General features: G+C 38.5%; 23 protein-coding genes and 1 pseudogene. 13 read left to right on the forward strand and 11 right to left on the reverse strand.

The window, feature by feature from the left end:
- Positions 1-30 precede the first annotated feature (30 nt).
- The 3 genes from DRW42_RS04620 to DRW42_RS04630 all read right to left on the reverse strand — a co-directional run bounded on the left by DRW42_RS04620 (position 31) and on the right by DRW42_RS04630 (position 2791).
- Positions 31-909 (reverse strand): cupin-like domain-containing protein, encoded by an 879-nt coding sequence (locus DRW42_RS04620; protein ID WP_113947658.1) that lies wholly within the window; start codon positions 907-909, stop codon positions 31-33.
- Positions 910-1035: 126 nt separating this feature from the next.
- On the reverse strand, positions 1036-1821 hold the full coding sequence (locus tag DRW42_RS04625) for a DUF3050 domain-containing protein (protein ID WP_113947659.1): 786 nt from the start codon (positions 1819-1821) through the stop codon (positions 1036-1038).
- Positions 1822-1909: 88 nt separating this feature from the next.
- Complete coding sequence (locus DRW42_RS04630; RefSeq protein ID WP_113947660.1) at positions 1910-2791, reverse strand: cupin-like domain-containing protein; 882 nt, start codon at positions 2789-2791, stop codon at positions 1910-1912.
- A 57-nt stretch (positions 2792-2848) separates the two neighbouring features.
- On the opposite strand from DRW42_RS04630, the gene DRW42_RS04635 reads away from it, so the two are divergent.
- Positions 2849-3031, forward strand: a complete 183-nt coding sequence (locus DRW42_RS04635; RefSeq protein ID WP_113947661.1) for a hypothetical protein — start codon at positions 2849-2851, stop codon at positions 3029-3031.
- Here the strand turns inward: DRW42_RS04635 and DRW42_RS04640 are convergent.
- The 3 genes from DRW42_RS04640 to hemW form a co-directional block, all read right to left on the reverse strand.
- Complete coding sequence (locus tag DRW42_RS04640) at positions 3024-3575, reverse strand: fasciclin domain-containing protein (protein WP_113947662.1); 552 nt, start codon at positions 3573-3575, stop codon at positions 3024-3026. The two genes, DRW42_RS04635 and DRW42_RS04640, sit on opposite strands and share 8 nt — an antisense overlap.
- Before the next feature lie 318 nt (positions 3576-3893).
- Positions 3894-4676: an SDR family oxidoreductase gene (locus DRW42_RS04645; RefSeq protein ID WP_113947663.1), complete on the reverse strand. Its 783-nt coding sequence runs from the start codon at positions 4674-4676 to the stop codon at positions 3894-3896.
- Positions 4677-4859: 183 nt separating this feature from the next.
- A complete protein-coding gene (hemW, locus tag DRW42_RS04650) occupies positions 4860-5984 on the reverse strand; it encodes a radical SAM family heme chaperone HemW (RefSeq protein ID WP_113947664.1) in 1125 nt (374 codons plus the stop codon).
- Positions 5985-6154: 170 nt separating this feature from the next.
- On the opposite strand from hemW, the gene DRW42_RS04655 reads away from it, so the two are divergent.
- The 8 genes and pseudogenes from DRW42_RS04655 (at position 6155) to porN (ending at position 13947) form a co-directional block, all read left to right on the forward strand.
- The gene (locus DRW42_RS04655) at positions 6155-6613 is read left to right on the forward strand and encodes a mobile mystery protein A (RefSeq protein ID WP_113947665.1); all 459 of its coding nucleotides are present in this window, start codon (positions 6155-6157) and stop codon (positions 6611-6613) included.
- A gap of 35 nt (positions 6614-6648) precedes the next feature.
- Positions 6649-7200 (forward strand): annotated as a pseudogene (locus tag DRW42_RS04660) (mobile mystery protein B); the annotation flags it as partial.
- A gap of 91 nt (positions 7201-7291) precedes the next feature.
- Positions 7292-8269, forward strand: a complete 978-nt coding sequence (locus DRW42_RS04665) for a DUF4271 domain-containing protein (RefSeq protein ID WP_113947666.1) — start codon at positions 7292-7294, stop codon at positions 8267-8269.
- 14 nt (positions 8270-8283) lie between these two features.
- Positions 8284-9054, forward strand: a complete 771-nt coding sequence (locus DRW42_RS04670) for a uroporphyrinogen-III synthase (protein WP_025143998.1) — start codon at positions 8284-8286, stop codon at positions 9052-9054.
- Positions 9055-9279: 225 nt separating this feature from the next.
- Entirely contained in the window at positions 9280-10605 is a 1326-nt protein-coding gene (gene porK / locus DRW42_RS04675; protein WP_113947802.1) for a T9SS ring complex lipoprotein PorK/GldK, read from the forward strand.
- A gap of 42 nt (positions 10606-10647) precedes the next feature.
- On the forward strand, positions 10648-11451 hold the full coding sequence (porL, locus tag DRW42_RS04680; protein WP_113947667.1) for a type IX secretion system motor protein PorL/GldL: 804 nt from the start codon (positions 10648-10650) through the stop codon (positions 11449-11451).
- 41 nt (positions 11452-11492) lie between these two features.
- On the forward strand, positions 11493-13025 hold the full coding sequence (gene porM / locus DRW42_RS04685; protein ID WP_113947668.1) for a type IX secretion system motor protein PorM/GldM: 1533 nt from the start codon (positions 11493-11495) through the stop codon (positions 13023-13025).
- Between the two features lie 7 nt (positions 13026-13032).
- Complete coding sequence (gene porN, locus DRW42_RS04690; RefSeq protein ID WP_113947669.1) at positions 13033-13947, forward strand: type IX secretion system ring subunit PorN/GldN; 915 nt, start codon at positions 13033-13035, stop codon at positions 13945-13947.
- Positions 13948-14352: 405 nt separating this feature from the next.
- Here porN and DRW42_RS04695 read toward each other — a convergent pair whose 3' ends face one another.
- From DRW42_RS04695 to porW, 5 genes are all read right to left on the reverse strand, one after another.
- Positions 14353-15723: a DNA/RNA non-specific endonuclease gene (locus DRW42_RS04695; protein ID WP_113947670.1), complete on the reverse strand. Its 1371-nt coding sequence runs from the start codon at positions 15721-15723 to the stop codon at positions 14353-14355.
- 37 nt (positions 15724-15760) lie between these two features.
- Positions 15761-16159 carry a nuclease A inhibitor family protein gene (locus DRW42_RS04700; RefSeq protein ID WP_113947671.1) on the reverse strand — a complete coding sequence of 133 codons (399 nt, stop codon included), beginning with the start codon at positions 16157-16159 and terminating at the stop codon, positions 15761-15763.
- A 130-nt stretch (positions 16160-16289) separates the two neighbouring features.
- Entirely contained in the window at positions 16290-18092 is a 1803-nt protein-coding gene (uvrC, locus tag DRW42_RS04705; protein ID WP_113947672.1) for an excinuclease ABC subunit UvrC, read from the reverse strand.
- Positions 18093-18258: 166 nt separating this feature from the next.
- Positions 18259-20478, reverse strand: a complete 2220-nt coding sequence (locus tag DRW42_RS04710; RefSeq protein WP_113947673.1) for a transglycosylase domain-containing protein — start codon at positions 20476-20478, stop codon at positions 18259-18261.
- Between the two features lie 367 nt (positions 20479-20845).
- Positions 20846-23611 (reverse strand): type IX secretion system periplasmic lipoprotein PorW/SprE, encoded by a 2766-nt coding sequence (gene porW, locus DRW42_RS04715; protein WP_113947674.1) that lies wholly within the window; start codon positions 23609-23611, stop codon positions 20846-20848.
- Between the two features lie 109 nt (positions 23612-23720).
- On the opposite strand from porW, the gene DRW42_RS04720 reads away from it, so the two are divergent.
- The 4 genes from DRW42_RS04720 (at position 23721) to atpE (ending at position 26130) form a co-directional block, all read left to right on the forward strand.
- Positions 23721-23945, forward strand: coding sequence for an AtpZ/AtpI family protein (locus tag DRW42_RS04720; protein ID WP_113947675.1), 225 nt, complete (start codon positions 23721-23723; stop codon positions 23943-23945).
- A 353-nt stretch (positions 23946-24298) separates the two neighbouring features.
- Positions 24299-24688, forward strand: coding sequence for a hypothetical protein (locus DRW42_RS04725; protein ID WP_167437788.1), 390 nt, complete (start codon positions 24299-24301; stop codon positions 24686-24688).
- 14 nt (positions 24689-24702) lie between these two features.
- Positions 24703-25872 (forward strand): F0F1 ATP synthase subunit A, encoded by a 1170-nt coding sequence (atpB, locus tag DRW42_RS04730; RefSeq protein WP_113947676.1) that lies wholly within the window; start codon positions 24703-24705, stop codon positions 25870-25872.
- Between the two features lie 42 nt (positions 25873-25914).
- Positions 25915-26130, forward strand: a complete 216-nt coding sequence (gene atpE / locus DRW42_RS04735; RefSeq protein WP_113947677.1) for an ATP synthase F0 subunit C — start codon at positions 25915-25917, stop codon at positions 26128-26130.
- Positions 26131-26192 lie beyond the last annotated feature (62 nt).

Genomic DNA, 26192 nt, shown 5'->3' on the forward strand with positions numbered 1-26192 from the left:
GCCCCGTTGTATTTTTATCTTTTAATTTTTTTATGGTCTGCCTTTGGCTAAAGCCCTTTCTGCAATTTTAACTGCTTTTTTCTCTCTCCAGTTGGCATATTTTTCTTTGAAAGTCATTTTTATCAAACTATCAATTGCGCCATGGGTAAATAAACTCCAAACGCTGGCCACTTTTCTGGTAATTGATTGATCCCAAGCCCTTAAACTTAAGGAGAATGAACCATCCAGGTATTTCATCCAGTGCCACATACCGGTTGGCATAAATAAGGTATCGCCATGCTCTAAGAAAACTTCATACCCCTCAACACCGTTTAGTGCTGGGAATTTTTCGAAATCAGGATTGGCAACGTCGTAATCTTCCAAAGCATACGTTGCATTTGGTAAGCAATACAACCTGTCTTTCCATTTATTATCGAATAAAACAATGTGTTTCCTGCCGCCAAAGTGGGTATGGAAAATATGTGGCAAATCGATATCGTAATGTAAAAAGGTTACTGAGTTAGAACCGCCAAAAAACATGGCCGGCATGCTTTCGATAAAACCACCCATTAAATCTTTAGGAATTTTTACATCGTTAATTAAACTAGGTACTTTTTTAAACAGGTTAAAAAAGAAAATCCTAAGTTCAGTTGGCTCACGTTTGATCAGGTCGAGATAATCGCCAAATTTCATGTGTGCAGTAGCCGCATTAATCGGTTTCGATGGGTCTGCTTTAGAGTTATCGTAAAGCGGAACTTCCAGCTCACCGCCAATTTCTTTTAAATATTCAGTCGTCCATTTTTCTCTCGCAGGCCAATCTTTGGTAAGGCCCCTGATTACCAACGGACGTTTAGTTTTCAGATAATTTTTCTTAAAATCTTCAGGAGTGATATTCTCGACAATATCAACAGGTTTTAAAATGAAACTCATGCGCTTAAATCGGTTATTTGTGCCGAACAACAAATGTGTAAATTTTATTTTACAAAATTGAAGTTAACAGGTAAATGTGACTAAAATCACGTAATCTAAATTAGCAAATACTTAACAATTTAATAATTACGCCTCAACTTTATTTTTAACAATTTCGGCATAAACGGCATCCCAAAGGTCGATACGCTTTTGTAAAGCCTGCTTTGTGGTTTCTTCTGCTTCTGCCCAAAAAGCTATATCTTTTTCGCAGAGTTTCTCCGTCATCGAGAGTGCCAGGTGGCTGTGGTGATCGCCGTCTATTTCAATATGGCGTTCTAAATAATATTTAAAAATCGATACTTTATCGGCCTGAGTACTGTTAAGGTCGTTTACCATGCTGTAAAACATGTTTGGAATTAAATCCTCGCGCCCAAAGGTAAAACTGGCTGCCTGTAAGTGTGTTTTACCGCTATTAATGGTTTCGAAAGTGGCATTTACAAAATCTTTTGCTGCTGTAGGTACATCGGCAATTTCAAAAGCTTCCTTAAAACTTTTACCATTTTTTAAGACATTTAAAAAATCATTAATGGGTTTTGTATTCGCCCCGCACTGATCCATGGCATCTAAATACAGTTCGAAGTGACTTTTAATGGCGCCATCCGCATCAACATCCGATTCTTCTCCAGCTACAATTTCGTTGATCAGCTGCCTTGTAACCGGATCGCCAACCGGAAACCAGGGCAAACTGGTACAGGTAAGGTTGATCTGCAAGGCTTTAAGCAGCGACATAAAATCCCAAACGGCAAAAATGTGGTGTTCCATAAAAACGCGGAGATCTTCTAATTCGCTGATTGCCGAATAAACTTTATGGTTAATAATTTGCTGCTTAAGCGGAGTAATGCTTTCTTGTATTTTTATAATGTTGGGATGCATATTTTATTATTGAATGATTGAGTTTTGAATGAGTGAAGGGTTTAAGAGCTTTATTCTCTCATTCCATCATTCAATAATTCTATCATTATTATCTTGGTAAATTCTTTTCTAACGCTTTACTTGCCCTTTTAATGGCGAGTTCTTCTTTCCAGTGCATATACCTTTCGCGGTAGTTTGCTTTCATAAAGTCGTCAAATTTACGCTGTAAAGTTAAGTTATACAAGCTTTTTGCTTTTACTGCCCAGCTTTTGTCCCATGCCCTTAAACTGATAGAGAAAGATCCGTCGAGGTATTTCATCCAGTGCCAGTAACCTGTAGGCATAAACAAGGTATCGCCGTGCTCTAAAAATGCTTCTACTCCCTGCACACCCTTTAAAGCCGGAAATTTATCAAAATCAGGATTTTCTACATCATAATCTTCCAGGGCATACGTGGCATAAGGAATCTGGTACAAACGTTCTTTCCATTTATAATCGAAAAGGATTACATGTTTGCGGCCGTTAAAATGTGTGTGGAAGATGTGTGCCAGATCAATATCGTAATGCAAAAACGTTACTGAACCCTTTCCGCCAAAAAACATATTGGGGTAGCTGTCTAAAAAGCCGCCCATTAAATCTTTAGGTGCAATATAATCTTCCAGTAATTTCGGGGCAAATTTTATAGGATCGAATAAAAAAATACGCAGATCTGTAGGGGTTTCTTTAATCAGATCGATATAATCGCCAAATTTCATTTCGGCAGCAGATGCATTTATTGGTTTGGATGGATCGGCTTTCGAACTGTCGTAAAGTGGAACTGTTTTATCACCAACCACATCCTTCATATATTCCATTGTCCACTTTTGATAAGCCGGCCACTTTCTGGCCATGTTTTTTATTACCAAAGGTTTGCGGGGATTAAGGTAGTTCAGCTCGAAATCTGATTTAGATATGTCTTCAACTACATCTATCGGAGATAAATTGAATTTCATGTTAAATAACTATTAATGTAGCAAAATTAAATAGTTAAAAAACAGTAAGCAGCAGAAATGGCAAAACTTGAAAAAAAACTGACAATTCATCAAAAAAAGTCAAATAGTATAGTCGTTTTAATGATTGCCAATTGTGTTTGTATGGTTAAACAGCGTATTGATTCGCTTAAAACAAAAACGTTCCCGCAATTTGCCGGAACGTTTTATATGAATGATAAGGATATCTCAAATATTATTTAGGCATTAAAACGGTATCAACCACGTGGATTACGCCATTTTTTTGGTAAACATCTGCAATGGTTACTGTGCTCATCCCGCCTTTTTCATCTTTTAAAACCAATTTTTTACCTTCCATCCATGCCCAAAGTTTACCACCTTGTACGGTTGTTAATTCTGCTTTGCCACCACCAGCTTTAATGGCTGCTGCAATTGCTTTGCTATCCATTTTACCGGCAACAACGTGGTAGGTTAAAATTTTGGTAAGGGTTGCTTTGTTTTCAGGTTTAACCAGGTTATCAACCGTTCCGGCTGGAAGTTTGTCGAAAGCTGCATTAGTTGGAGCGAAAACGGTAAATGGACCAGCGCCTTTTAAAGTTTCTACCAAACCAGCTGCTTTTACTGCTGCTACCAATGTAGTGTGGTCTTTCGAGTTTACCGCATTATCAACAATATCTTTGGTAGGATACATAGCTGCGCCACCAACCATCGGATTTTTTTGAGCGTAAACTTGGGTTGTAAATGCCATGGTAATTACGGCAAAAACTGATAGGATTAAATTTTTCATTATTTCTAATTTTTAAGTTTCTGTTATTTGATTCCATTTACGACGGCTTACAGATACTTGGTTTTTAGAAATGAAAATTATTATTTAACTTGTTGATTATTAGTTTTTTAATTTTTATTTTTTTGTTTTGAAAAGGTGCTGTTGTAGTTCTTTTGGAAGAGCAGCCCCGCTTTTCGCTACTTTCGATGAAGAATCGAAACCGCTTCAATCGGGTTTATTTAAAAAAGGTCTGTTCTTACCCTGACTCGCGATTTGACCGATCCATAGCGCTTTTGAAAATCGCTGGTAAACGCTTAACGCCAACCGCAAAACACTTTCCTAATTCACCTTCGCAGTCCGGATTTTTTTTGAGAAAAACTTAGGAAAAAAACGTTTAAGTAATACACCTTTTGTTTCTTTTCCACCGATATAAACCTCTTCTTTTTTATTGCTGATGGCTTGTACAATTTGTTTGGCACAATCGGCCGGGCTCATCGCATTTTCATGTGCATCGCCCATCATGTTCAATGGTTGTCCGTTGGCAGTTAGTGCGTTGTAGGTTACCTGCGTTTTGATAAAACCAGGACATATAATGGTAATATCAATGTTCTGATCATAAACTTCAGATCTTAGCGAATCGAAATAACCGTGCAATGCATGTTTAGAAGCTGCATAAGCAGAACGGAATTTTGTGCCGAATTTTCCAACCAAACTGCTGATTACGGCAATTTGTCCGCCGCCGTTGCTTATCATCAATGGTAAAACCGCTTTGCTTAATACAACCGTTCCCCAAAAATTGGTGTCCATAATCTGCTGTTCAGTTTCCAGGTTGGTTTGGAGGGCTAAACTGCGCTGACTCACACCACCGCTATTGATCAGTAAATCTATTTTTCCAAAAATACGAATGGCATCTGCAGCTTTACTCTCCAGCGTTGCAGTTTCGCTTAAATCGAATGGTAAAACATGTACATTGAAGGAGTTTTGGCAATTTCCTTTAACGCGGAAAAGTTCATCGCGGTTTCTTCCTGAAATAATCAGTTTATTCCCTGCTTTAAAATATTCGTATACAAGGGCCTCGCCAATACCTGATGAAGCGCCCGTAATCCATACAATTTTTGACATATATTTTTAATTTGAGAATTATTAAGTGGAAGAATTATTGAATGAGAGATTGATTGATTGAGAGATTGATTGAATGAGAGAATGATAAAATATTCAAAAGTCAATCCTTCCTTAATTCAATCCTATACTAATTCATTCATTCCTTCACTAATTCCTTCCTTCAGTCATTCAAAATTCCTCATTTTAAACAACAAACAATTCCGAAGCAATATGATCGGCAAATAATTTCCCGTTTTGACTTAACCGGATTTTATCTTCATCTATAATCAGCCAATCTTTATCCTCAAAATTTTTAAGGTTGTATTTTGTTTCTTCTAAAAAATCTTTCCCGAAATCAGCATTTATTTTCTGAAGATCAGTGCCCCACATGGTTCTTAAGGAGGTCATTATATATTCGTTAAACCGATCGTTCAAACTCAGTTCCTCAACAATTTCGGGTAGTTTATGCTGCGCCAGGGTTTCGATGTATAAAGCATTGTTTGCCGGATTCATGTAACGGTTTTGCCCGTTAAAGCCATGCGCCGACGGACCAATGCCAATGTAATCTACACCTTTCCAATAATTGGTATTGTGTACTGCATAATGGTTAGGTTTGGCAAAATTAGAAATCTCGTAATGTTCAAATCCGGCTTCAACCAGTTTGTCCATTAAAATTACAAATTGTGCAGCACTTTGGTTATCGCTTACCGGGCTTTGTTTTTTATTTTTAATGGCATGCGCTAAGGCTGTTTTTGGTTCAACAGTTAAGGCATAAGCAGAAATATGCGGTACTTCCAGTTCAATCGCCTTTTGGATGTTGTTTAACCACTTTTGATTAGTTAATAAAGGATAGCCGTAGATCAGATCCAGTGTTAAGTTTTCAAAACCTGCATCCTGGCTTCTTTTAATGCAATCTTCCGCTTCCCTGGCCTGGTGCGCCCTGTTCATCCAGATCAGATCTTCATCATAAAAAGACTGAATGCCCACACTAAAGCGGTTAACCGGCAATTGTTTCAGCTCTTTTAATTTCTGGCTGGTTAAATCGTCGGGATTGGTTTCGATGGTGATTTCTGCACCGGCATCAACCGAAAAAGTATGGTTAATGGTATCGAAAATCTTTTGCAAAGCGGCCTGCGATAGGATAGAAGGTGTACCTCCGCCGAAATAAATGCTTCCAACCTGCCCGGTGATCCGGTCTTTTTTCATGGTAATTTCCCTGCAAATCGCATCAACCATTTCATCAGCATATTTTAAAGAAGTGCTAAAATAGAAATCGCAATAGTGACAGGCCTTTTTACAGAAAGGAATATGGATATAGATACCAGACATTGCTGCAAAGATAGCGAAGTTAATTTTTCTTTATTGTCATAAATATCTGGCAATCTTTTACCCTGTATTTATAAAAGTAAAGTAATAGCTTTACTATAATGTTGTTTTTGTAAAGTAATAGCTTTACTTTTGCATTGTTTTAGTAAAGTAATAGCTTTGCTTATATTGGTATGGGAAAGAAATCATTAATGTTACAGCAGTTAAACGGTAAGCTTTTAAGTTTTGCCACTTTAGGTAGAATTGCAATTCCGGCAAGTGGATGGATCAAGGCAATCCGCAATACCCTTGGCATGTCTATGCAGCAATTGGCCAATAAATTATCCATAAGCAAACAAGGGGTTTTAGATATTGAAAAAAGAGAGGCTGATGGTTCAATCACAATAAAATCACTGCGTGAACTGGGAAGGGTTTTAGATATGGAACTTGTTTATGGTTTTGTGCCCAAAGATGGCTCATTGGATGCCATGATCGAGAAAAAAGCAAATGAACTTGCCACAAAAATTGTACTTCGTACATCAAATACTATGAAATTGGAAGATCAGGAAAATTCTAAAGAAAGGATTGAAAAAGCCATAAGGGAAAGAACCGAGGAAATTAAAAATGAAGTGCCTAAAATTTTATGGGATTAAATTTAATTTACATTGATGGGTAGACGCCTTTAGATGAAGAAGAAAAAGAGGGTCTGATCATTTCTTCCATTTCCACAAGAGAAGAGCTGGATGAATTTGAGCAACAAAATATAGAGGAGGCAATACAGTGGACTATAGGAAGAAGATTTAAAGCTGAAAAAATATTTACCGAAGCTTTTATTAAAGATATACATAAGCGTATGTACAAAGATGTTTGGGCATGGGCAGGGAAATTCCGAAATACAAATAAAAATATTGGGGTTGATAAATGGCAGGTAGCTATCGAATTAAAGAATTTATTAGAGGATGCCAGGTTCTGGATTGAAAATAATACTTTTTCTGCTGATGAAATAGCCATCCGCTTTAAACATCGCATAGTGAGCATCCATTGTTTTTCTAACGGAAATGGCAGGCATAGCAGGTTATTGGCAGATATTATTATTGAAAAACTATTTGATAAGCCGGTATATACGTGGGGAGCTGCAAGCCTCTCGAAAGAAAGTGGGGATAGGAAAACTTACCTTGATGCACTGAAATTGGCAGACAAAGGCCATTATGAAGAACTTCTTCTGTTTGCAAGGTCGTAAACAGATTAATATATTCATCAATCCATTTATTTTCTTTAGGTAAACAATGATTATTCGGTTACTTTTGCATCCTTAAGTTTTGATTTACAGCATGCCGAAATTCATTTTCATTTTGTTTGCCTTATTATGGTCTGCAGATTTTGCAATAGCGCAGCAGGTTCCTGTTCAAACAGATAGTGCAGTAGTCAATCAATATCAGTACAGGAGGTACCAACCCGATTCGGCTACATTGGTCCGGCAGAAGTTCTCTACCGACTCGCTGGTTCGCCATACATGGGTTTTGCCTGATAGTTTGATCAATAAAAATGCCCTGCTGGATACCATCGAGAAAGAATATCTTTTCCCCAAGCTCGATTTACTGGCCTGGCAAAAAAAGTATCAGCATTTAAAGAAAAAAGCAAATCCTTATCAGCTGGGTACCAAAATACCCAAGGGCAATGTGGGTTTACTGGGGTTTATTTTTGGGATGCTGGTTATTTTTGCCATTTTGAAAAATGCATTTTCAAAACAGTTATATGCCATTGTTCAGTCGTTTTTTAGCAACAGGGTACTAAATAATATCAACAAAGAAGACAATCTTTTCAGTTCATGGCCTTTTTTGCTGCTTTTTGTGCAGTTTGGGTTTGTATTTGGGATGTTTTTTTTCCTGGTGGCGCAGTGGAACGATATGTACCAGGCAAAGGATGGGTTTAAGTTTTTCTTTAGCATATCCATCACCATCATATTGTTTTATGCATTAAAATTGGTGCTTTTACGCTTTTTAGGTTACCTGTTTAATGTGCAGAAACCGGTAGGGGAATATATCTCTATATTATACCTCAGCTACTTTAATGCATCGCTGTTGTTTATTCCCCTGGTTGTGGCTTTTGCGCTGTCGCCACTTAAATATGGGGCTGTTTATATTGTGTTGGCGTTCTTGCTGTTAGGTGTAATTTTTGCTTTTCAGCTATTGAGGGCAGGAATTACAATACTTTCTAATAATAAGTTTTCTAAAATGCATTTAATTTTGTACTTTTGCGCCCTCGAAATATGTCCTATCCTTATACTAATTAAAACGATAGGACTGTAGCAGGAAAAAGGAAAATGCAAGAAAAGAACGACTCTAGAATTCGCAAGGTTAAAAGTATTTTGGTTACTTTACCAAAACCTGAAACCGAAAAATCTCCCTACTATGATTTGGCCAAAAAACACAACTTAAAAGTTGATTTCAGGTCTTTTATTCATGTTGAAGGCGTGCCGGCAAGAGACTTTAGGAAGGATAAAATCAACCTGGCCGATTTTACGGCCGTGATTTTTACCAGTCGTAATGCAGCAGATCATTTTTTTAGGATCTGTGAGGAAATGCGTTATGATGTACCGGCAGAATTGAAATATTTCTGTCTTTCCGAAACGATTGCCCTGTATCTTCAAAAATATATTCAATACAGGAAGCGTAAAATCTTCTTCGGTAAACAAACTGCAGCCGATTTGGCAGAGGTGTTAAAAAAGCATGCAGGCGAAAAGTTTTTATACCCTTGTTCTGATGTGGCTACAGAAGATACCATGAAATTTTTGGAAAAAAGCGGATATAATTTTACCCCTGCAGTATTATTCAGAACTGTAGTGAGTGATCTTTCTGATCTGGCTGAAGTTTTTTATGATGTAATTGCTTTCTTTAGTCCTTCAAGCATTCAGTCATTATTTAAAAATTTCCCTGATTTTAAACAAAATAATACACGTATTGCTGCTTTTGGTGTTAATACCAGTAAAGCTTGTGCCGATATGGATCTTATTGTTGATATTGCAGCACCAACCCCTGGAGTGCCTTCGATGACTATGGCCATTGAAAACTATATCAAAATATCTAATAAATAATACATTCGATAAATTATTTTAAGTCAACACAATAAATGCGTAACTTTGCTGTTATTAAGAGAGTTACGCATTTTTTTTAACAAAATAGAAGAAGCTTGATAAATCATTAAAGTAACTTTAACCGCTTGATAGTAATGATTTAATGTAAAATATTTGTTTTTGTTGATAATTTCAGTGATTTTTGATAAAATTGCTCCTAATCGTGCGCTGCACAACATAAAAAATATGAAGAAAATTTACCTTCTAGCTATTGTAGGTATAACTGTAATGCTAGCGAGCTGCGGCCATGGTGGTCAAGGTGAGCTGGTTGGTGCTTATAACCGAAAATTTAAAAACGATAGAATTCCCTTAGGAATGGTTTATGTCCCGCCAGGGCATACAGTACTTGGAGGAGCAGATGAGGATATTACATTTTCTCAGAATCTGCCGGGTAGGATGACTACTGTTAGTGCATTCTTTATGGACCAAACCGAAATTTCGAATGCCGAATACCGTCAGTTTACCAACTGGGTGCGCGATTCTATCGCAATCGGAATGATGGGCAACCCGCAACAGTTTATGGTTACACCGAGGGGTAATGCGGCGGCTGCAGTTGGTGGCGAAAAATACATCGACTGGAAAAAAGTTGGACCTAACGGGGCTAATATCTGGAGAAATAAAGGAAGAGGCGCTGCTGCTGCCCAGGTAAGTCAGTTAGATGGCATGTATTATTCGGGCCTTGATGCGCTTCCAGGAAAAAAAGAACTTGATGTACGTAAATTCGTGTATTCTTATGCCGAATTAAATATGGAAAAAGCTGCTATCGGACATAAAGATCCGAACAGCAAACGCCAGGATTATATCGACCGTTATACCGTTGCCATCTACCCTGATACCATGGTTTGGAAAACGGATTATTCTTATTCGCAGAACGATCCAATGGTTCGTGGATATTACAATCACCCATCTTATGATGATTATCCGGTTGTTGGTGTAAGCTGGGAGCAGGCAAAAGCTTTTTCTCACTGGAGAACCAGATTATATGATGGCGTAGCTACTGCAAGAAAATTACCGGTAGGATCGAGATCTGATTACAGGTTACCTGCAGAAACTGAATTTGAATATGCAGCAAGGGGTGGTAATACCAAAACCAAATATCCATGGGGCGGGCCTTATATCAGAAATACCAAAGGCTGTTTACAGGCTAACTTTAAACCAGGTCGTGGTGATTATTCAAGTGATGGTGGTATTTATACCGTTGGTGTAAGATCTTACTTTCCTAACGATTACGGATTATATAATATGGCAGGTAACGTTGCCGAATGGACAATTACAGCATATAACAAAGGTGCCAGCCCGTTATTGCACGATCTGAATCCTAACTTTACTTACGATGCAGGCGCGAACGACAGCAAGTACAAAAAACGTAAAGTAGTAAAAGGTGGTTCGTGGAAAGATACCGGCTATTTCTTACAAAATGCTGTAGCCACATACGAATATCAGGATACCCAAAGGTCATATATTGGTTTTAGATGTGTTTCATCTTACCCAGGTACCGATTTAAGAAGATAAACCAAACAAACTAAAAAAAAATCAAGAAAAACATCAAATTTTATGGCAGCAAAAAAACAACCAGGCTGGTTACACGTAGCGATTTCATGGGGAGCAAGTATTGTAATTATCGGAGCGTTATTTAAAATTCTACACATCGGTGGAATTGTAGGTAACTACATGATTGGGCTTGGTCTAGGAGTTGAAGCATTTTTATTCTTCTTAACCGGATTTTTCCCGCCAGAACCAGAACCTGCATGGGAAAAAGTTTATCCTGAACTAAGAACGGATTTCAAAGGAGAGTTACCTACAGCAACTGCAAGACCTGCAGCAGTGGCACCTGCTAATACTGCGGCTTTAGACAAAATGTTATCAGATGCTAAAATCGGACCTGAATTGATTGAAAGTTTAGGTACAGGTTTACGTACGTTTGGTGATAAAGTAGCGGCAATTTCTAATGTTGCTGATGCCTCTTCCGCAACAAATGAATTAACGGGTAAAATTAAAACCGCTTCGGCCGGTTTTGATAATTTAAGTGCATCTTTCGAGAAAGCAACAGCTAATTTAAAGGCAATGGGCGAAAGCAATGTAGATTCGCAGGCTTACCACGATCAGGTAAACAACCTGGCTAAAAACTTATCTGCTCTAAATGCAGTATATGAATTAGAATTGCAGGATTCGAGCGCACACCTAAAATCGATGAATAAATTCTATTCAAACTTATCGTTAACCATGCAGAACTTTAACGAATCGATGGAAGATTCGAAACAGTTTAAAGAAGAAGTGAACAAACTGGCCAAAAACCTTTCATCACTTAATGCAATTTACGGTAATATGTTATCGGCTATGAACGGCCCACGTGTATAATTTGTTTAGTTTTTAATTTTTAAAGGAAAGCTACATCAAACATGGCAGGCGGAAAAGAAACAACAAGGCAGCGGATGATCAATATCATGTATTTGGTATTGTTGGCTATGCTCGCCTTAAACGTATCAGATACCATTTTGGATGCATTCAAAAATATCAATGATAGTTTGGATACTTCTAAAAATAATGTAAACACAAGCATTAACCAGTTATTTTCTGCATTCGAAAATTCGAAGTTGAAAGAAGAGCCGGCGCGTGCACAGCCTATTTATGAAAAGGCAAAACAGGCAAAGGCTACAGCAGATGAATTAAATAACTATATCGAAGGTATTAAAAAACAATTTACCCAGGCTGGTGATGGAATTGATCCTGAAACTGGTGACCTGGTAAACAGATCTAATCAGGATATTGCCCAAAATATCATGATCAATCAAAAAGAAGCAGATAAATTAAAGGAAAAAATTAACGCAACACGCGAAAAATTGATTTCTTTATTAGATCCGGCTGATAGGGCTAACGTTTCTTTCTCGCTTGAAGCAAAAGATCCTGAAAGAAAAAGAAAAGGCAACTGGCAGGAAACTTACTTTGGTGAGGGAACCCCATTAACTGCAGCAATGACGATTTTAACCAAACTACAAACAGATACTAAAAATGCTGAAGCAGAAGTAGTGAAAAAGTTATTCGGGAATATGGATAAAGCACAGGTTAACCTCGATCAGTTTGCAGCAGTTGCAGTTGCGCCTACTTCTTACGTCATCCAGGGGCAGCCATATACCGCTGAAGTATTTTTAACTGCAAGTGATTCGAGATCAACTCCTGATATCACCGTTAACGGCAGTAAACTATCAGTTAAAGATGGTAAAGGAACCTATACCGGTGGTACAAGTACTGTTGGTCAGTTTACCTGGGTTGGTACTGTTCGTGTTCGTCAAACTGATGGACAGGTTAAAGAGTACAAAACCCAGCCACAAACTTATCAGGTGGCAAAACCTTCAGCATCTGTTTCTTCAACTAAGTTGAACGTAATTTATGCAGGTATCCCAAATCCATTTACCGTATCGGCAGCAGGATTTCCGTTAGAGAGCATCCGGGCCTCAATATCGGGTGGTTCAATGTCGGGTGGTAACGGAAACTTTAATGTTAACGTACCAGGTAGTTTGGTTGGTTCAGAAGTATCAATCAACGTATCTGCAAATAATGCCGGCAAAACCGTGAGTTTAGGTTCACAAAAATTCAGGGTTAAAGGTATTCCTACACCGGTAGCAAAAGTTGGCGGCCGTGCTGGTGGTGATATCGCTTCGGTACAATTGAAAAGCGAATCAGAAATTGAAGCAGATCTGGATGATTTTCCTTTCGATGTTAAATTTAAGATTCAGCGTTATAAGTTAACCATTATCAAACCACGTTCTGATGCGGTTACCATTCCGGGTTCCGGTGGAAGTTTTGCAGGTGCGGTAAAAGGTGCTATTAATTCGATTACACCTGGTACAAGGGTGTTTTTTGAAGATATTGTTTCTGTTGGCCCTGATGGACGTCAGAAGATTTTACCTTCATTGGCGTTTAGTGTAAAATAATAAGAAGATGAAAAGGATTTTAAGTATTGCCATTTTAGTTTTGTTAACCTCGTTTGCTTTTGCACAGAAAAAGCCGACTAAGTTAGCGCCCAAAAAAGCTGCACCTGTAGTAGCTGCACCTGCTGCAGTTGATACGGTGAAAGCACCGGTGAAAACGGCTAAAAAGAAACTGAAAGTACCGCCTAAAGATGGTTTTTATGCCCGTAAGGACATTGACAGTACTGAAATGGTGCCTTTGGCCGATGTAAGGGAAGAGGATGTTTTTTACGCAAAAAGGATTTGGAGAGAAATTGATTTACGTGATACTGTAAACTCACCTTTAAGATCGCCAAAATCAAGATTGATCGATGTATTGATCAGTGCCATTAAAAAAGATGAGTTAACCGCTTATTCTCCTATCGATAGTGCACTAAATGAAGATGACGCTTTCTTAAATCCAATGTCTGCTGATTCTGCAAATAAAGCAGCTTCAGGAACAGCAGAGGTTTCGAACAATAAAACAGGAACTGTTACCACAGTTGTAAATGATTTTAACGCGGATTTGTTCCTGAAATTCAGGATTAAAGAAGACTGGATTTTTGATACTAAACGTTCCATTTTCGAACCACGTATTGTAGGGATTGCTCCTTTAAAATTTAACGAAGTTTCTAAACAGTGGCAACCGGTATTTTGGGTGTATTATCCCGAAGCAAGGGAGATTCTGACTAAGAAACGTTTAATCAATACCAATAATGATGCATCTTCATTGAGTTTTGATGATTTCTTTATCCGCCGCTTATTCAGCAGCTATATAGTTAAAGAATCTAATCCCGGAGATAACAAAATCAGGGACATTATTTCAGATCCTAAAGAAAGGTTATACGAATCTGAAAGGATTAAAAAATCTGTTCTCGATTATGAACAAGGTCTTTGGGAATACTAATATTATTAAAAGCTTCGATGTAAATCGGAGCTTTTTTGTTTTCAATTTGTTTCTTTCTTCGTGCGATGCCGTCATTTCGAGCGTAGCCGAGAAATCTGTCTAGGGTTTGATCTCTCTAGCATATTATCGCCCTTAAACTTCTTTTCTTAGCTATTTCTGTTGTTTTTAATTGCCTAATAGCTACTTCGTGGTCAAGATCTTTCGTGCAAGATAGAACCTGAAATAAATTCAGGGTGACGACTGTGAGTTTAAAGTATTCGCAGGAGACTTTTAAACAAAAATTAATAATCGAACTCAGGTTACTAGGTTCTTCACTGCGTTCAGAATGACATAATAACATCATACAAAAAGCGGTAACCCAAATCAATGGATTACCGTCTTATGATATAAAGAACTGAGTTCTATTTATTGGTTATCAGTAGTTGCTTCGATTACATTCTGAATTGAAGTAGACACATTCGATAACAGATCGTATCCTGTGGCCGATTCAATTGAATTAACTGTGGTGCGGAATGTTTTCCAGTTTGTATTTAAGCCGTTTGTATTGGGCATGTTTACCGCAATTACCCTGGTAGAAGAAGTAATCCTGCTTAAATCATTATTTCCGTTTGGTAATACCACAATAACTTTCCAGGTGTTTGATGGCACATTAACGCGGCCGTTATCGATGGTAAAGGTAGTACCTCCATTATTTCCTGTTCCGCCCGAACCATAAGAACCACAGATGATGTAGACTTCGTTACCGGCTGTTACCAAAGAGCGCGTATAGTTTTCAAGATCGGCCCATGGTCCCTGGTTATTATTAGGTGCCTGTGGCATCATGTTGCTCATTAAAAAGGTAGAAGAGTTTGATGCCACTGAAGCCGTTCTATCAGCCGAAGGACAGTTATGGCCACGATCAAAGCCCGAACCTGAGTAACTGCTGTTCGATACCTGATACCAGCCTGCAGGTAAAGTATTATCAGCCCTGAAATCGTCCTGACGTGGTGTAGAGCCTAAGTCAGCTGATCCAACATGCCAGCTTACCCAGTTAGGTGTAGCCCTGCTTCTGCTGTAAGAACTTGTATAATAGGTGCGCTCCATTAAGTAGTTTTCAGGGAAAGATGTACTGGCAACCGCGTTGCTTGGATTACCCAACAAAAGGTGACTGTTATCACCAGGTGTTGTTGTTGGAGGAGTAGTGCCACCACCTGTAGAAATACTGAAGTCATCGATATTGATGCGGGCAGTACCTCCGCTGATTTTACGGATCTGAAAACGTACATTTCCGGAAATTGCTGTATTAAAGGTTGCGGTTGTTAACGTAGTTGAACTACTGGTAACAGTGCTACCGCTTTGTTGCCAGCTCGAGCCACCGTTGGTAGAGTACCAAAGCTGCCAGGTACTGTTGGCATCAGTACCATATTTGGCGTGGGCAATGGTTACTACATCCGCTCCGTTTACGTCGAAATTCATGCTCAACATACCCGTGTTTCGGATACGAACTGATTGATTACCGTTTTTTGCATCTGCAGCCAGGTTTCCGATCAGGGCATCGTTCAGGCTCCAGCTTCCGCTGCTTAAGGTAACTGATGCTGTGGTGTAACTACCTTTGGTACCCGATTCAAACGTTTCCGGGAAACCGGCGGTTACAGACTGTGCACTTGCGGCGATTGCTTTACTGTTTAATTTTTGTTCAAACAGGTTGCTATCCGGCTGTATTTGATTGTCTTTTTTACAGGCAGCCAGGCCGAGGCATAAAACGGCCAGTAAGCTTAGTTTTTTTAATGCTTTCATTGTTTTGGTTTGGGATTATTTAATGGATGGGATAATTTTAGGTTTCGACAGCAAAAGTTTCTATCACGATACAGGTGCCATCTGGCAAATAGCCGGCAACGAGCACAGGGATCTTGCTGGAGCCTTCTACTCTTATTACCGTAATGTTGGATAGGTTTTGCTTTAAAAAGGCATGAACAGCTGCTATTTTGCGTGCATTTTCGACCATTGGTGCATCGGAAGGATCAACTTTTGATATGAGGCGGTCGAAAAAGGCTGCCTGATCAATTTGTTTGAGGTTAGAAGGATCAGACTGATATTGGATTGCAATTTTATGCAAAAGTTCTGCAGGTGTGATTTTGCCCCAATCGGCCCCTATAAATGGGCTTTCCGATTCAGTAAAATACAATACGCCCAACAAAAGTTTGGTAATGGTGGCCAGGATGTTGTTATTCATGTAAATAGGGATGTTTTTACGAGTATTAACAACCCTAAAATATAGAAAAAGTATTTAAGTTATGCCAAATCAAGATTAATAAAGTGTTAACATTTTTACGTATCCGTCTGTTATTGTTTACATATCGGATTTACACTTCCTTGAAATGTGCGAGGAGGGTAACAACCTGTTTTTTGTTCAGCACCTCCGAAAGTTCTTTTTCTGTAGCTTCCTTTATTTTTTTAACGGATTTGAAGTGTGTAAGCAGCTTATCAGCTGTGGTTTTACCAATACCTTCAATCTGTTCGAGTTCGGTTTTGAGGGTACCCTGATCGCGCTTTTTACGGTGAAAGGTAATTCCAAAACGGTGGGCCTCATCACGGAGCTGCTGAATCACTTTTAAAGTTTCTGATTTTTTATCGAGGTATAGTGGATACGAATCGCCTGGGTAGAAAAGTTCTTCCAAACGTTTAGCAATACCGATTACGGTAACTTTATTTTCTATGCCCAATAACTTTAAACTCTTTACTGCCGACGAAAGCTGGCCTTTACCACCATCGATAATGATTAATTGAGGCAAAGTCTGATTTTCATCCAGCATCCTTCTGTAACGGCGGAAAACTGCTTCCTCCATCGTCGCGAAATCGTTAGGTCCTTCTACTGTTTTCACATTAAAGTGGCGGTAATCTTTTTTCGAAGGTTTGGCATCTTTAAACACCACAATTGCCGAAACCGGATATTTTCCCTGAAAGTTGGAGTTATCAAAACATTCGATATGTTTCGGAAGCTGCGTTAACCGCAGATCTTTCTGCATGGTACTTAAAATCCGGTCGGTACGTAAATCTGGATTTAACTTTTCATATTGATTGAGCTTCTCTTTTTTAAAGAACAGCACATTCTTCTGCGAGAGCTCTAAAAGTTTTTTCTTTTCGCCAAGTTTCGGAACGGTAAATTTTAAGCTTTCGTCTTCTAACGAAGGCTCAAAAGGAACAATGATTTCTTTTGAAGTACTGTTAAATTTTGTCCTGAACTCCAGCATCGCCAGGGTTAAAATCTCATCGTCGCTTTCGTCCAATTGTTTTTTAACTTCTATGGTCTGCGTTTGGATAATGGTTCCATTCATTACCTTCAGGTAATTCACAAAAGCATAACGTTCATCAGAGGCAATGCTCACCACATCCACATTGGTAATGGCACTGTTTACCACGGTCGATTTGCTTTGGTATTTCTCTAAAACCTGCAATCTGCGGGCATACTGATGCGCCAGTTCGAAGTTTAAATCTTCAGAGGCAGATTTAATTACGCTCTTTACATCACGGATCACATTCCCGATTTTACCGTTCAGGATTTCCTTGATTTCAGCGATGTTTTTATCGTAATCGGTTTCCGTCTGGTAGTTTTGACATGGACCCTTACAGTTTCCGATCTGGTATTCGAGGCAGACTTTAAATTTGCCTTCATCTATATTTTTCTCTGTTAGGGGCAAACTACAGGTACGTAAGGGGTAGGTTTCTTTAATCAGATCCAGAATGGTATGCATCATGCCTATGGAGCCATAAGGCCCGAAATAGGTTGAGCCATCTTTTATTACCTTACGTGTCCAGTAAATTCGCGGAAAATTTTCATTTTTTACGATAATCCATGGATAGGTTTTATCATCTTTTAAATTGATGTTGAATTTCGGCTGATGCTTTTTGATCAGACTGTTTTCCAGCAGCCAGGCATCAATCTCCGTATCTACAATAGTAAAGGTAATTTTACGGATCCTGGATACTAATACCCTTGTTTTGCCATTAAACTGGTTTCTGTCGCTGTTAAAATACGAACCTACACGGTTACGCAGATCTTTTGCTTTACCAATGTACATTAGCTTTCCATCGGCATCCCAATACTGGTACACGCCGGGTTTATGTGGAATTGCGGTTAATGCTGTTTTATGGTCGAAACTGCTCATTATTTACAAAAATAGGATTCGAGAGGGAAAATTTTGAATAATGAACCAATTTAGTGTGTTTATAATTTGGGCGTGCCTGTACAGCAGGCGGCGTTACAATCTTTCGCTGCGTTTCCGCTACGCTAAATTTTATTCCTACTGCTATCTTTCAAACAGGAGCGGATGATTAAAATCCCAGCTTCTCGTCCAGTTCAGTGGTACCTTCTTCCTGCTGCTGATACTGGTTACAATCGAAAGTGATGGAAACACCTGATTTTGGTGCTTCGAAATCGGCATGACTGATTCTTAAAGCCGGATTGGCATACACCCTTTTTATAAAACCTGCAAAAATAGGAAGGGCCGTATTCGCACCTTCACCCTGATTGGTGCTGATAAAGTGGAAAGCCCTGTCTTCACAACCTGTCCATATACCAGTTACCAATTGGGGAGTAATGGCCATAAACCAACCATCAGAGTTATTTTGGGTGGTACCGGTTTTGGCTCCAATCGGTGCATTAACCTTATATTTATAATTCAGCCTCGATCCGGTTCCGTTGGTTACCACACCTTTTAGCATCCTGGTCATTACATAAGCCACTTCTTCGCTCATAATCGGTTTTGGTATTTCCTTTTGAGAGAATAATACCACGCCATTTTTATCTTCGATCCTTAACAGGTAAATCGGCTTCGTGTAAGTTCCTTTATTGGCAAATGCACCATAAGCACCTACCATATTAAAAACTGACGAATCGAAAGTACCTAAACAGATAGAAGGAAATGCCGGAACATTTGGGATCCCCATTTTGGTGGCCAGGGTAGATACCGCCACAGGACCAACCTGTTTCATTAAATAAGCCGTAACAAAATTTTGCGAATAAGCCAGTGCCTTTTGCAGGGTAATATTGCCTGGTAAAGGTTTGCCTGAGTTTCTCGGCGTCCATGGATCGCCATAACCTTCAATCGTTACCGGAACATTCGGCACGGTATAGCAGGGTGAATAACCATTCTCAATGGCCACGGCATAGGTAAATGGTTTTGCTGTAGAACCTACCTGGCGGGTTCCCATTTTAACCTGATCATATTTAAAGTGTTCGTAATTAATTCCGCCCACCCATGCTTTTACGTGTCCATTGGTCGGGTCCATCGTCATCATGGCATTACGTAATAACATTTTATAATAACGTACCGAATCAATGGGTTTCATTACGGTATCGATATTACCTTTCCAGGTAAAAATGGTCATTTCAGTTTTAGTATTGAAATCGCTGGTAATTTCCTCGTCCGATTTGCCTTCGAGTTTTAATGATTTATAACGATCGGACCTTTTAATCCCCTGTTCAATCTGTAATGTTTTATCTTTAAAAGGATTTCTACCTTTCCAGCTGGCAATAAACTGTGCCTGCAGTACTTTCATATATTCTTTTTGAGCTTCTTCAGCATATACCTGCATATCGTAGTTTAATGTGGTATAAATCTTCAAACCATCACGGTCTAAATCGTAAGGTGTTCCATCAGGTTTGGTTATAGATTGTTCCTGAAAAATAGTTTTGATATCATTCTTTAGTACCGAACGGAAATAAGGTGCAATACCATCGTTAACAGTTGCTGCATTAAAATGAAGGTTTAAAGGTTTATCCTTTTGCTCGTCAAACTCTTGCTGCGTTAATAGTTCTGATTTAACCATCAGGGCCATTACGGTATTCCTGCGGTCTCTCGAACGTTCAGGGTGGCGCGTTGGCGAATACATGGTAATCCCTTTTTGCATGCCCACTAAAGTTGCGGCCTGCGTTAAAGTCAGTTTATCCGGAGTAGTATTGAAATAAACCCTTGCTGCCGATTTAATGCCATAAGCCTGGTTTCCAAAATCGACCGTATTTAAATACATGGTGATAATTTCTTCCTTGGTGTAGTTACGCTCCAGTTTAACCGCTACAATCCATTCTTTAAACTTGGTGAGCACCAAAGAGAAAAAGTTAAGGTTAGATTCCCTCGGGAAAAGGTTTTTTGCCAATTGCTGGGTAATGGTACTCGCACCCTGTTTTTTGCCGATTAAATTGTAACCGATAATGGAAAAAGTACGTTTAAAATCGATCCCCGAATGTTCTTTAAAACGAGTATCTTCTGTAGCGATTAATCCGTTAATTACATTTTCTGAAATATCTTTATAGGTAACGTTAGATCTGTTCTGTACAAAATAGGTACCTAAAGGGCGACCGTCTTCGGCAATAATTTCTGAAGCCTGGTTGCTTTTCGGGTGTTCGATATCCCTGAAAGAGGGTAGGGCACCGAACAGGCCCAGGCCAATCATCGAGATAAAAATAGCGAAAAGGGCAATTCCCCCGATCAATAATTTCCAGATGAGTAAACTGTATCTTTTTGTATCCTGTGCAGAAAGGGATTTATTCATTTTGTGTTGTTATTTTCCAAAACCACCGGGATAGGCGATTTTGGATGCAAATTTATTAATTTTTTATGGAATCAAATTTTAAGCCATAAAGCTGGATAAAAGTCTAGCGGTTATTTTGAATCTTAAACTTTTAGCCCTTCCCTTAAACCCTTAACCTTCCAGTCTTCTGCCTTTTTTAATCACTTAAGTCACCTGAGCGCATTTAAGTTTTAAGCTTTGGTCTTTCAGCCCTCTGCCTTTTTTAACCACCTAAGTCACCTGAGAGCATCTAAGTTTTAAGCATTTGTCTTTAGTCTTTCAGCTTTAGTCTTTCAGCTTTGGTCTTTAGTCTTTCAGCTTTGGTCTTTAGTCTTTCAGCTTTGGTCTTTTACTTATAATTGTCTTTTAAAAACTCCAGGTATTCGTTAATTCGCGACCGGTCTGTAAGCTTCTGGAAGTTTTCTTTACTAATAATAAAGCCTTTATACAGGTTGGCAGGAACCTTCATAATGTTCTTTAACTGGCCTGTAATACTCGATTCGTAAATTTTCGCATCTTCCAGATCGATAAAACTCGTAATATAAATCAACTGGTCGTTATCCAACTCTACCAATTTATGTTCCAAATCATTATCCGGGTAATTGCCACGGTTAAACTGACCAATCCCGAAACGCGATGAACTTAATGTTAAAGTAGCATCAGCTACATCGATTACATAATAATATTCTTCTGATTTTTCGGAACTGAAAATACTTACAGGTTTGGTTGGGTCTGCCGGTTTAACCTCTACAGGTTTTGCCACTGGTTTCGGTTCAGCTGTTTTTGCTACAGGATTGTCGACTACCAAAGGTTTGCTTGGAGCGGCAGACGGAGTAGCCTGGGCTACAAAACGTGGTTCGTTAGCATCAAAATCGATCAGTGCAACAGGCCGTTGTTTAAATTCATCAAGGTTGGCCTCAATGTATTTTAAGTGATCGCGCACCAACGGTGTAATAATTTTATCGTTCGGATAACGGGTGGTAATCAGGTTAAATTCGGTAAGCAGGGCATCAACTTTAGCAGTACGGCCAACAGCAATGGCTTTTAAATAGGCGTACTGTGGTGCAAGATCATTTTCAGGGAAAGCCGTAATGTTGTCATCAGCCTGTTTTACCACATTCGGATAATCTTTTTTAGCATAAGCCTCAAATGCCGCATTATAATTGTTGATGGCAAGGTTTTCCATCTGTGTTTGTTTGGCCGAGTACGAAGGGTCTAAAATATTCTTTGCAAAGTTAGATTCCGGGAATTTAGTCAATACCAATTGCCTGTACTGATCAGATTTTACTTCATCAATACCTTTATAGTTAAGGTATAAGCTGTAGTAAATGGCAACCAGGTGGTTATTGTCGGGATATCTTTTAATCAGCTCCAGGTAGATTTTATTTGCCTCAGGCTTATCATTCAATTCCTGCTGATAAAAACTGGCGATTTCGAAATAGGCATCAATAATTTTTTGGTCGGAAGTGGCCAATAGTGCCGGCGTGGTAGGCAAAGCGTCTAAAAACTGTTTTTCGAGCGAAGTCTGGTCAAGCGCAGCCTGGCTGGTGGCGCCATTTGCAGGTGTAATTCCGGTAGCAACATTTCCTCCGGCTAAAATCTGGTTGGTTTCCTGTGCAGATGAACGTACACTCTGGCGCCAGTTATCCTCTAACTGACGATTGCCCCATCGTTTTTTAAAGTCGCCGAAACCGCTGCTTATCGCCGCATTGTTGCTAAAGTAAAAGGTGTTTCCCACTGTACTGTTTGGCGTATTTAAACTTCTGTTTGGAAAATCAGGATCATTTAAAAATTGGTTGTTGATTACACCACTTGTATTTGCCACTTCAACCTTTGGTGTTAAATAGGCCTTTACTTTGGCTTCGCGCTCACCTGCCGGAAGTTTGGCAATGACCTGTGCGGTATCTTCTTTGGCAATAATGGTATAACGATCTGTTAAATATTGAAGGTTATCGGCCTTTTTAACAATGTTATCATAATCCGGGAAATTTTTCGGCAAAATCATTACCGTACTATCGTAATAAAGTTTTGCTTTAATGTAATTGTTAAACTCTTTAAAGTTTAAATCGGCGATCCTTAAATAAGATAATGCTTTCTGTGTTTGGTTACGCGTACTTTTTGCAACCGATTTTTTGTAATTTTCTTCCGCTTTTACAAAATTTCCTTCGGCAGAAAACAGTTCTCCTACCTGGTAGTAAATCTGATCGGTATAATCGATATTTTTATCGTCTTTTAATAAAGCAAGCAGCTGATCTTCCTTATTCAGCTTTACGCCACTTAATAATGCCTTTAGCTTAATACGGTTCAAATTGGCATGGAAATACATCTCGAAAGGTGCATTACTTTTTTCAACCTTTGTGAAATTGGCATAAGCATCCTGAATATTTTTTTCTTTTTCCTGTAACTGGGCGAGGATAAACCTCCAACGGATACGCAGCTGTTTTTCTGCCGGCAGGCCAATAGCCGATTCTAAAAATAAAATGGCTTCTTTATTGCGTTTCTGATAAATACGCATCTGGGCTGCTGTTGCCAGCGGTTCGGCGAGGTCTTTTTTAAGTTCATCCGAAGCACGCAGCATGGTATCAAGTATTTTATCGGCCAGCGCCATGTTGTTCAACTGCATCTGACTGCGTGCTTTCCAGTTCATCGCCATAATGAATGTTTTCAGATCCTGATTATAGGTTTTTGCGGTATAATCAAAATATTCCGAAGCGATAAAATAATTGCCTTTCAGGTAATTTGCCTTACCCAAAAGCATATAGGCATCATCAATATAGTTACTGAAACTTTTTTCATTAATGATGGTTTGTCCTTTGGTAATTACATCATCAAGCTGTTTGTTGGCAACGCCAGGGGTAAGCACCAGGTTTACCTGTGGTTCAGGATCGAGATAAACAGGCAGTATTTTTTCATAATTATCTGCATAACTTTGCAATTGGCTTTCGTTGTATTCGGTAAGCAGAACATTGGAGTTATAGATATAATTATACCTTGCCGTTAGGTTCTGGAACCTGCGGTCTACAGCGGTATCTTTATTTGCGACGCAGCCATAAATGAGGAGGGCACTAAAAAAGATGGTGAAGCGACTTAAGTGTTTGCTAGCGTTTTTTTTCAATTATGATAAATCTCTTAAGTTGATATACAATAAACAATATATATAGAAAAATATTTTATCCGGCAACAAATTTTAATTATCCAAAGTTAATTTAATTATTGCATAAAAAATGGAAAATCCAAAAGAAGAAGATACAAAGAAAAAGGTAAATGCGGCAGCTAAATATTCTGCTATTGGTTTCCAGATGATCGCAACAATAGGCCTGCTTACCTTTATCGGTTATAAGATTGATGAACATCGGAATAGTAAAACCAATTTGATTACTGCCGCTTTCGCATTGGCAGGGGTAGGGATTGCGTTGTATCAGGCGATTAGGCAGGTTACTCGGAATTAGTTCATTGTTAAATTGTTAGATGGTTTTATTGTTGGCTGTTCCATTTCCTTACCTTATAAAGCATTGTTAAATTGTTTGGTGGTTTTATTGTTGACCGTTCCATTTCTTTACCCTTTAAAGTATTGTTAAATTGTTTGATGATTTTATTGTTGGCCTAAAGCACCTAACAATTTAGCAATAAAACAATAGCGCAATTAAGCACTTGCTCCAGTTAACCGGTTAACCAATTTAAACAGTTAACCAACAAACAATCCAGCAATAAAACAATAATAACAATTAAGCATCTTCATTAGTTACTTGATACTAAAAACCTTATCTTTGCAAAAGTTTTTATCTGCTAAGAAATTATTCCATTGACTCTAGCCAAATTTACCAGTATCTATTTCATTTTCGTAGGCTTATTGATAGGCGTTGTTGCCGTTTTACCTTTATTATTTCCCGACAAACAGCTTCTTGTGAACAACTTTTGGGTAATGTTCGGCTTTTTGGCCGGTATTACTTATATCGCTTACATGGTTGTTGATATAGGGATAAAACGCGATCCTGAAGTGGGTATTATGGCTATTATGGGATCAATTGCAGTGAAGATGATTTTTTGTATGGCTTTTGTGCTGATTTACAGTATAAAAGCAAAGGAAATTGGGCTTGTATTTCTGCTTAATTTTTTTTCTTTATATTTATTGTTTTCGGTCTTTGAAGTTTACTGTTTGTTACGTAACTTGCGCCACCAAAATTTAAAGTAAAAAACTGCCAATAAATGGATTGTAACCGAGTTTTTGTGTCTAAAGTTAAAAGGCTAACTATTGTTTTTACGCTTTTAATCGCGTTTTTATCTATCAAAATTGATACTTTCGCTCAAGTTGATAGCGCTGTTGTACCTGTTGATAGTGTAGTTGCCGAATCTGCCCACGCAGTTTCTGGTGAGCACGGTGCATCTGGTCACGAAGAAAAAAAATTCGAGCCTACAGAGGTAATTATGGAACACATTGCCGATTCGCATGTGTGGCACCTTTGGGGACATACTTCATTGCCTCTGCCAATAATATTATACACTCCTAATGGCTTAGAGGTTTTCTCTTCAGGTCATTTTCATCATGGCGAGGAAGATTATCAAGGTGCCTATAATAAATATCGTTATGTAGCTGATGCTTCTAAGCAAGCTATGGGGCAGAATTTCTTTAATAAAAATATTAAAATTGTTGGAGCTGATGGAAATGTTGATGAAATTGCAACAGCAAAACTGATTGATTTATCTATTACAAAAAACGTAGCTGCTCTATTTTTGGGTGTTGTTCTTTTGTTGGTGATATTCATTTCAGTTGCAGGTGCGTATAAAAAACGTGTTAATAAAGCGCCAAAAGGTTTGCAGTCTTTCTTAGAACCAATTATGGTTTTTGTAAGAGATGATATTGCTAAACCAAATATTGGTCATAAATATGCTAAATTTTTACCTTTTCTTTTAAGTGTATTTTTCTTTATCTTGATTAACAACCTATTGGGGCTGATTCCGATTTTTCCAGGTGGTTCTAACGTAACAGGTAATATAGCTGTAACTTTTGTTTTAGCTTTTTGTACCATGATTATTGTTAACATCAATGGTAATAAATATTATTGGAAACACATTTTATTACCTGATGTGCCGAAATGGATGTATGTCATTATGATTCCAGTTGAGTTGATTGGTGTAATTTCTAAACCTTTCGCCTTAATGGTCCGTTTGTTTGCAAACATTACAGCAGGTCACATTATCGTATTAAGTTTAGTATCGCTAATCTTTATTTTCAAAAGCTTCGGGATTGCACCGGTATCAGTTGCATTCGTATTGTTTATGGATGTATTGGAATTACTGGTAGCGTTTTTACAGGCCTTTATTTTTACATTACTTACTGCCCTTTTTATTGGTATGGCAGTAGAAGAGCATCATTAATAGAAAACTATTTTTTACAAATTAATATAAATTAAATTAGTTATGGTAGGTTCAATCGCGGCAATTGGTGCCGGTTTAGCAGTAATCGGTGCAGGTATCGGTATCGGTCAAGTAGGTGGTAAAGCAATGGAAGGTATTGCTCGTCAACCAGAAGCTGCATCAAAAATTCAGACTGCAATGATTATCGCTGCTGCCCTTATCGAGGGTGCTGCTTTATTCGGTGTTGTAGTTGCGTTCTTAGGAAACAATCCAGCGTAATTACACTGAAAGAGATAAGACTGGAATTTAACGATTGGTTATTTTCCAGTCTTTATTAAAAG

Source organism: Pedobacter miscanthi, from assembly GCF_003315595.1.
Lineage (GTDB): Bacteria > Bacteroidota > Bacteroidia > Sphingobacteriales > Sphingobacteriaceae > Pedobacter > Pedobacter miscanthi.

Excerpts from the sequence above, each read along its gene's own strand:
- DRW42_RS04625 (WP_113947659.1), bottom strand. The coding sequence starts at position 1,821 with ATGCATCCCAACATTATAAAAATACAAGAAAGCATTACTCCGCTTAAG.
- DRW42_RS04665 (WP_113947666.1), top strand. The coding sequence starts at position 7,292 with ATGCCGAAATTCATTTTCATTTTGTTTGCCTTATTATGGTCTGCAGAT.
- DRW42_RS04640 (WP_113947662.1), bottom strand. The coding sequence starts at position 3,575 with ATGAAAAATTTAATCCTATCAGTTTTTGCCGTAATTACCATGGCATTT.
- atpE (WP_113947677.1), top strand. The coding sequence starts at position 25,915 with ATGGTAGGTTCAATCGCGGCAATTGGTGCCGGTTTAGCAGTAATCGGT.
- DRW42_RS04620 (WP_113947658.1), bottom strand. The coding sequence starts at position 909 with ATGAGTTTCATTTTAAAACCTGTTGATATTGTCGAGAATATCACTCCT.
- porL (WP_113947667.1), top strand. The coding sequence starts at position 10,648 with ATGGCAGCAAAAAAACAACCAGGCTGGTTACACGTAGCGATTTCATGG.
- porK (WP_113947802.1), top strand. The coding sequence starts at position 9,280 with ATGAAGAAAATTTACCTTCTAGCTATTGTAGGTATAACTGTAATGCTA.
- atpB (WP_113947676.1), top strand. The coding sequence starts at position 24,703 with ATGGATTGTAACCGAGTTTTTGTGTCTAAAGTTAAAAGGCTAACTATT.
- hemW (WP_113947664.1), bottom strand. The coding sequence starts at position 5,984 with ATGTCTGGTATCTATATCCATATTCCTTTCTGTAAAAAGGCCTGTCAC.
- DRW42_RS04670 (WP_025143998.1), top strand. The coding sequence starts at position 8,284 with ATGCAAGAAAAGAACGACTCTAGAATTCGCAAGGTTAAAAGTATTTTG.
- DRW42_RS04655 (WP_113947665.1), top strand. The coding sequence starts at position 6,155 with ATGGGAAAGAAATCATTAATGTTACAGCAGTTAAACGGTAAGCTTTTA.
- DRW42_RS04645 (WP_113947663.1), bottom strand. The coding sequence starts at position 4,676 with ATGTCAAAAATTGTATGGATTACGGGCGCTTCATCAGGTATTGGCGAG.
- DRW42_RS04695 (WP_113947670.1), bottom strand. The coding sequence starts at position 15,723 with ATGAAAGCATTAAAAAAACTAAGCTTACTGGCCGTTTTATGCCTCGGC.
- DRW42_RS04720 (WP_113947675.1), top strand. The coding sequence starts at position 23,721 with ATGGAAAATCCAAAAGAAGAAGATACAAAGAAAAAGGTAAATGCGGCA.
- porM (WP_113947668.1), top strand. The coding sequence starts at position 11,493 with ATGGCAGGCGGAAAAGAAACAACAAGGCAGCGGATGATCAATATCATG.
- DRW42_RS04700 (WP_113947671.1), bottom strand. The coding sequence starts at position 16,159 with ATGAATAACAACATCCTGGCCACCATTACCAAACTTTTGTTGGGCGTA.
- DRW42_RS04635 (WP_113947661.1), top strand. The coding sequence starts at position 2,849 with ATGGCAAAACTTGAAAAAAAACTGACAATTCATCAAAAAAAGTCAAAT.
- porN (WP_113947669.1), top strand. The coding sequence starts at position 13,033 with ATGAAAAGGATTTTAAGTATTGCCATTTTAGTTTTGTTAACCTCGTTT.
- DRW42_RS04630 (WP_113947660.1), bottom strand. The coding sequence starts at position 2,791 with ATGAAATTCAATTTATCTCCGATAGATGTAGTTGAAGACATATCTAAA.
- DRW42_RS04710 (WP_113947673.1), bottom strand. The coding sequence starts at position 20,478 with ATGAATAAATCCCTTTCTGCACAGGATACAAAAAGATACAGTTTACTC.
- uvrC (WP_113947672.1), bottom strand. The coding sequence starts at position 18,092 with ATGAGCAGTTTCGACCATAAAACAGCATTAACCGCAATTCCACATAAA.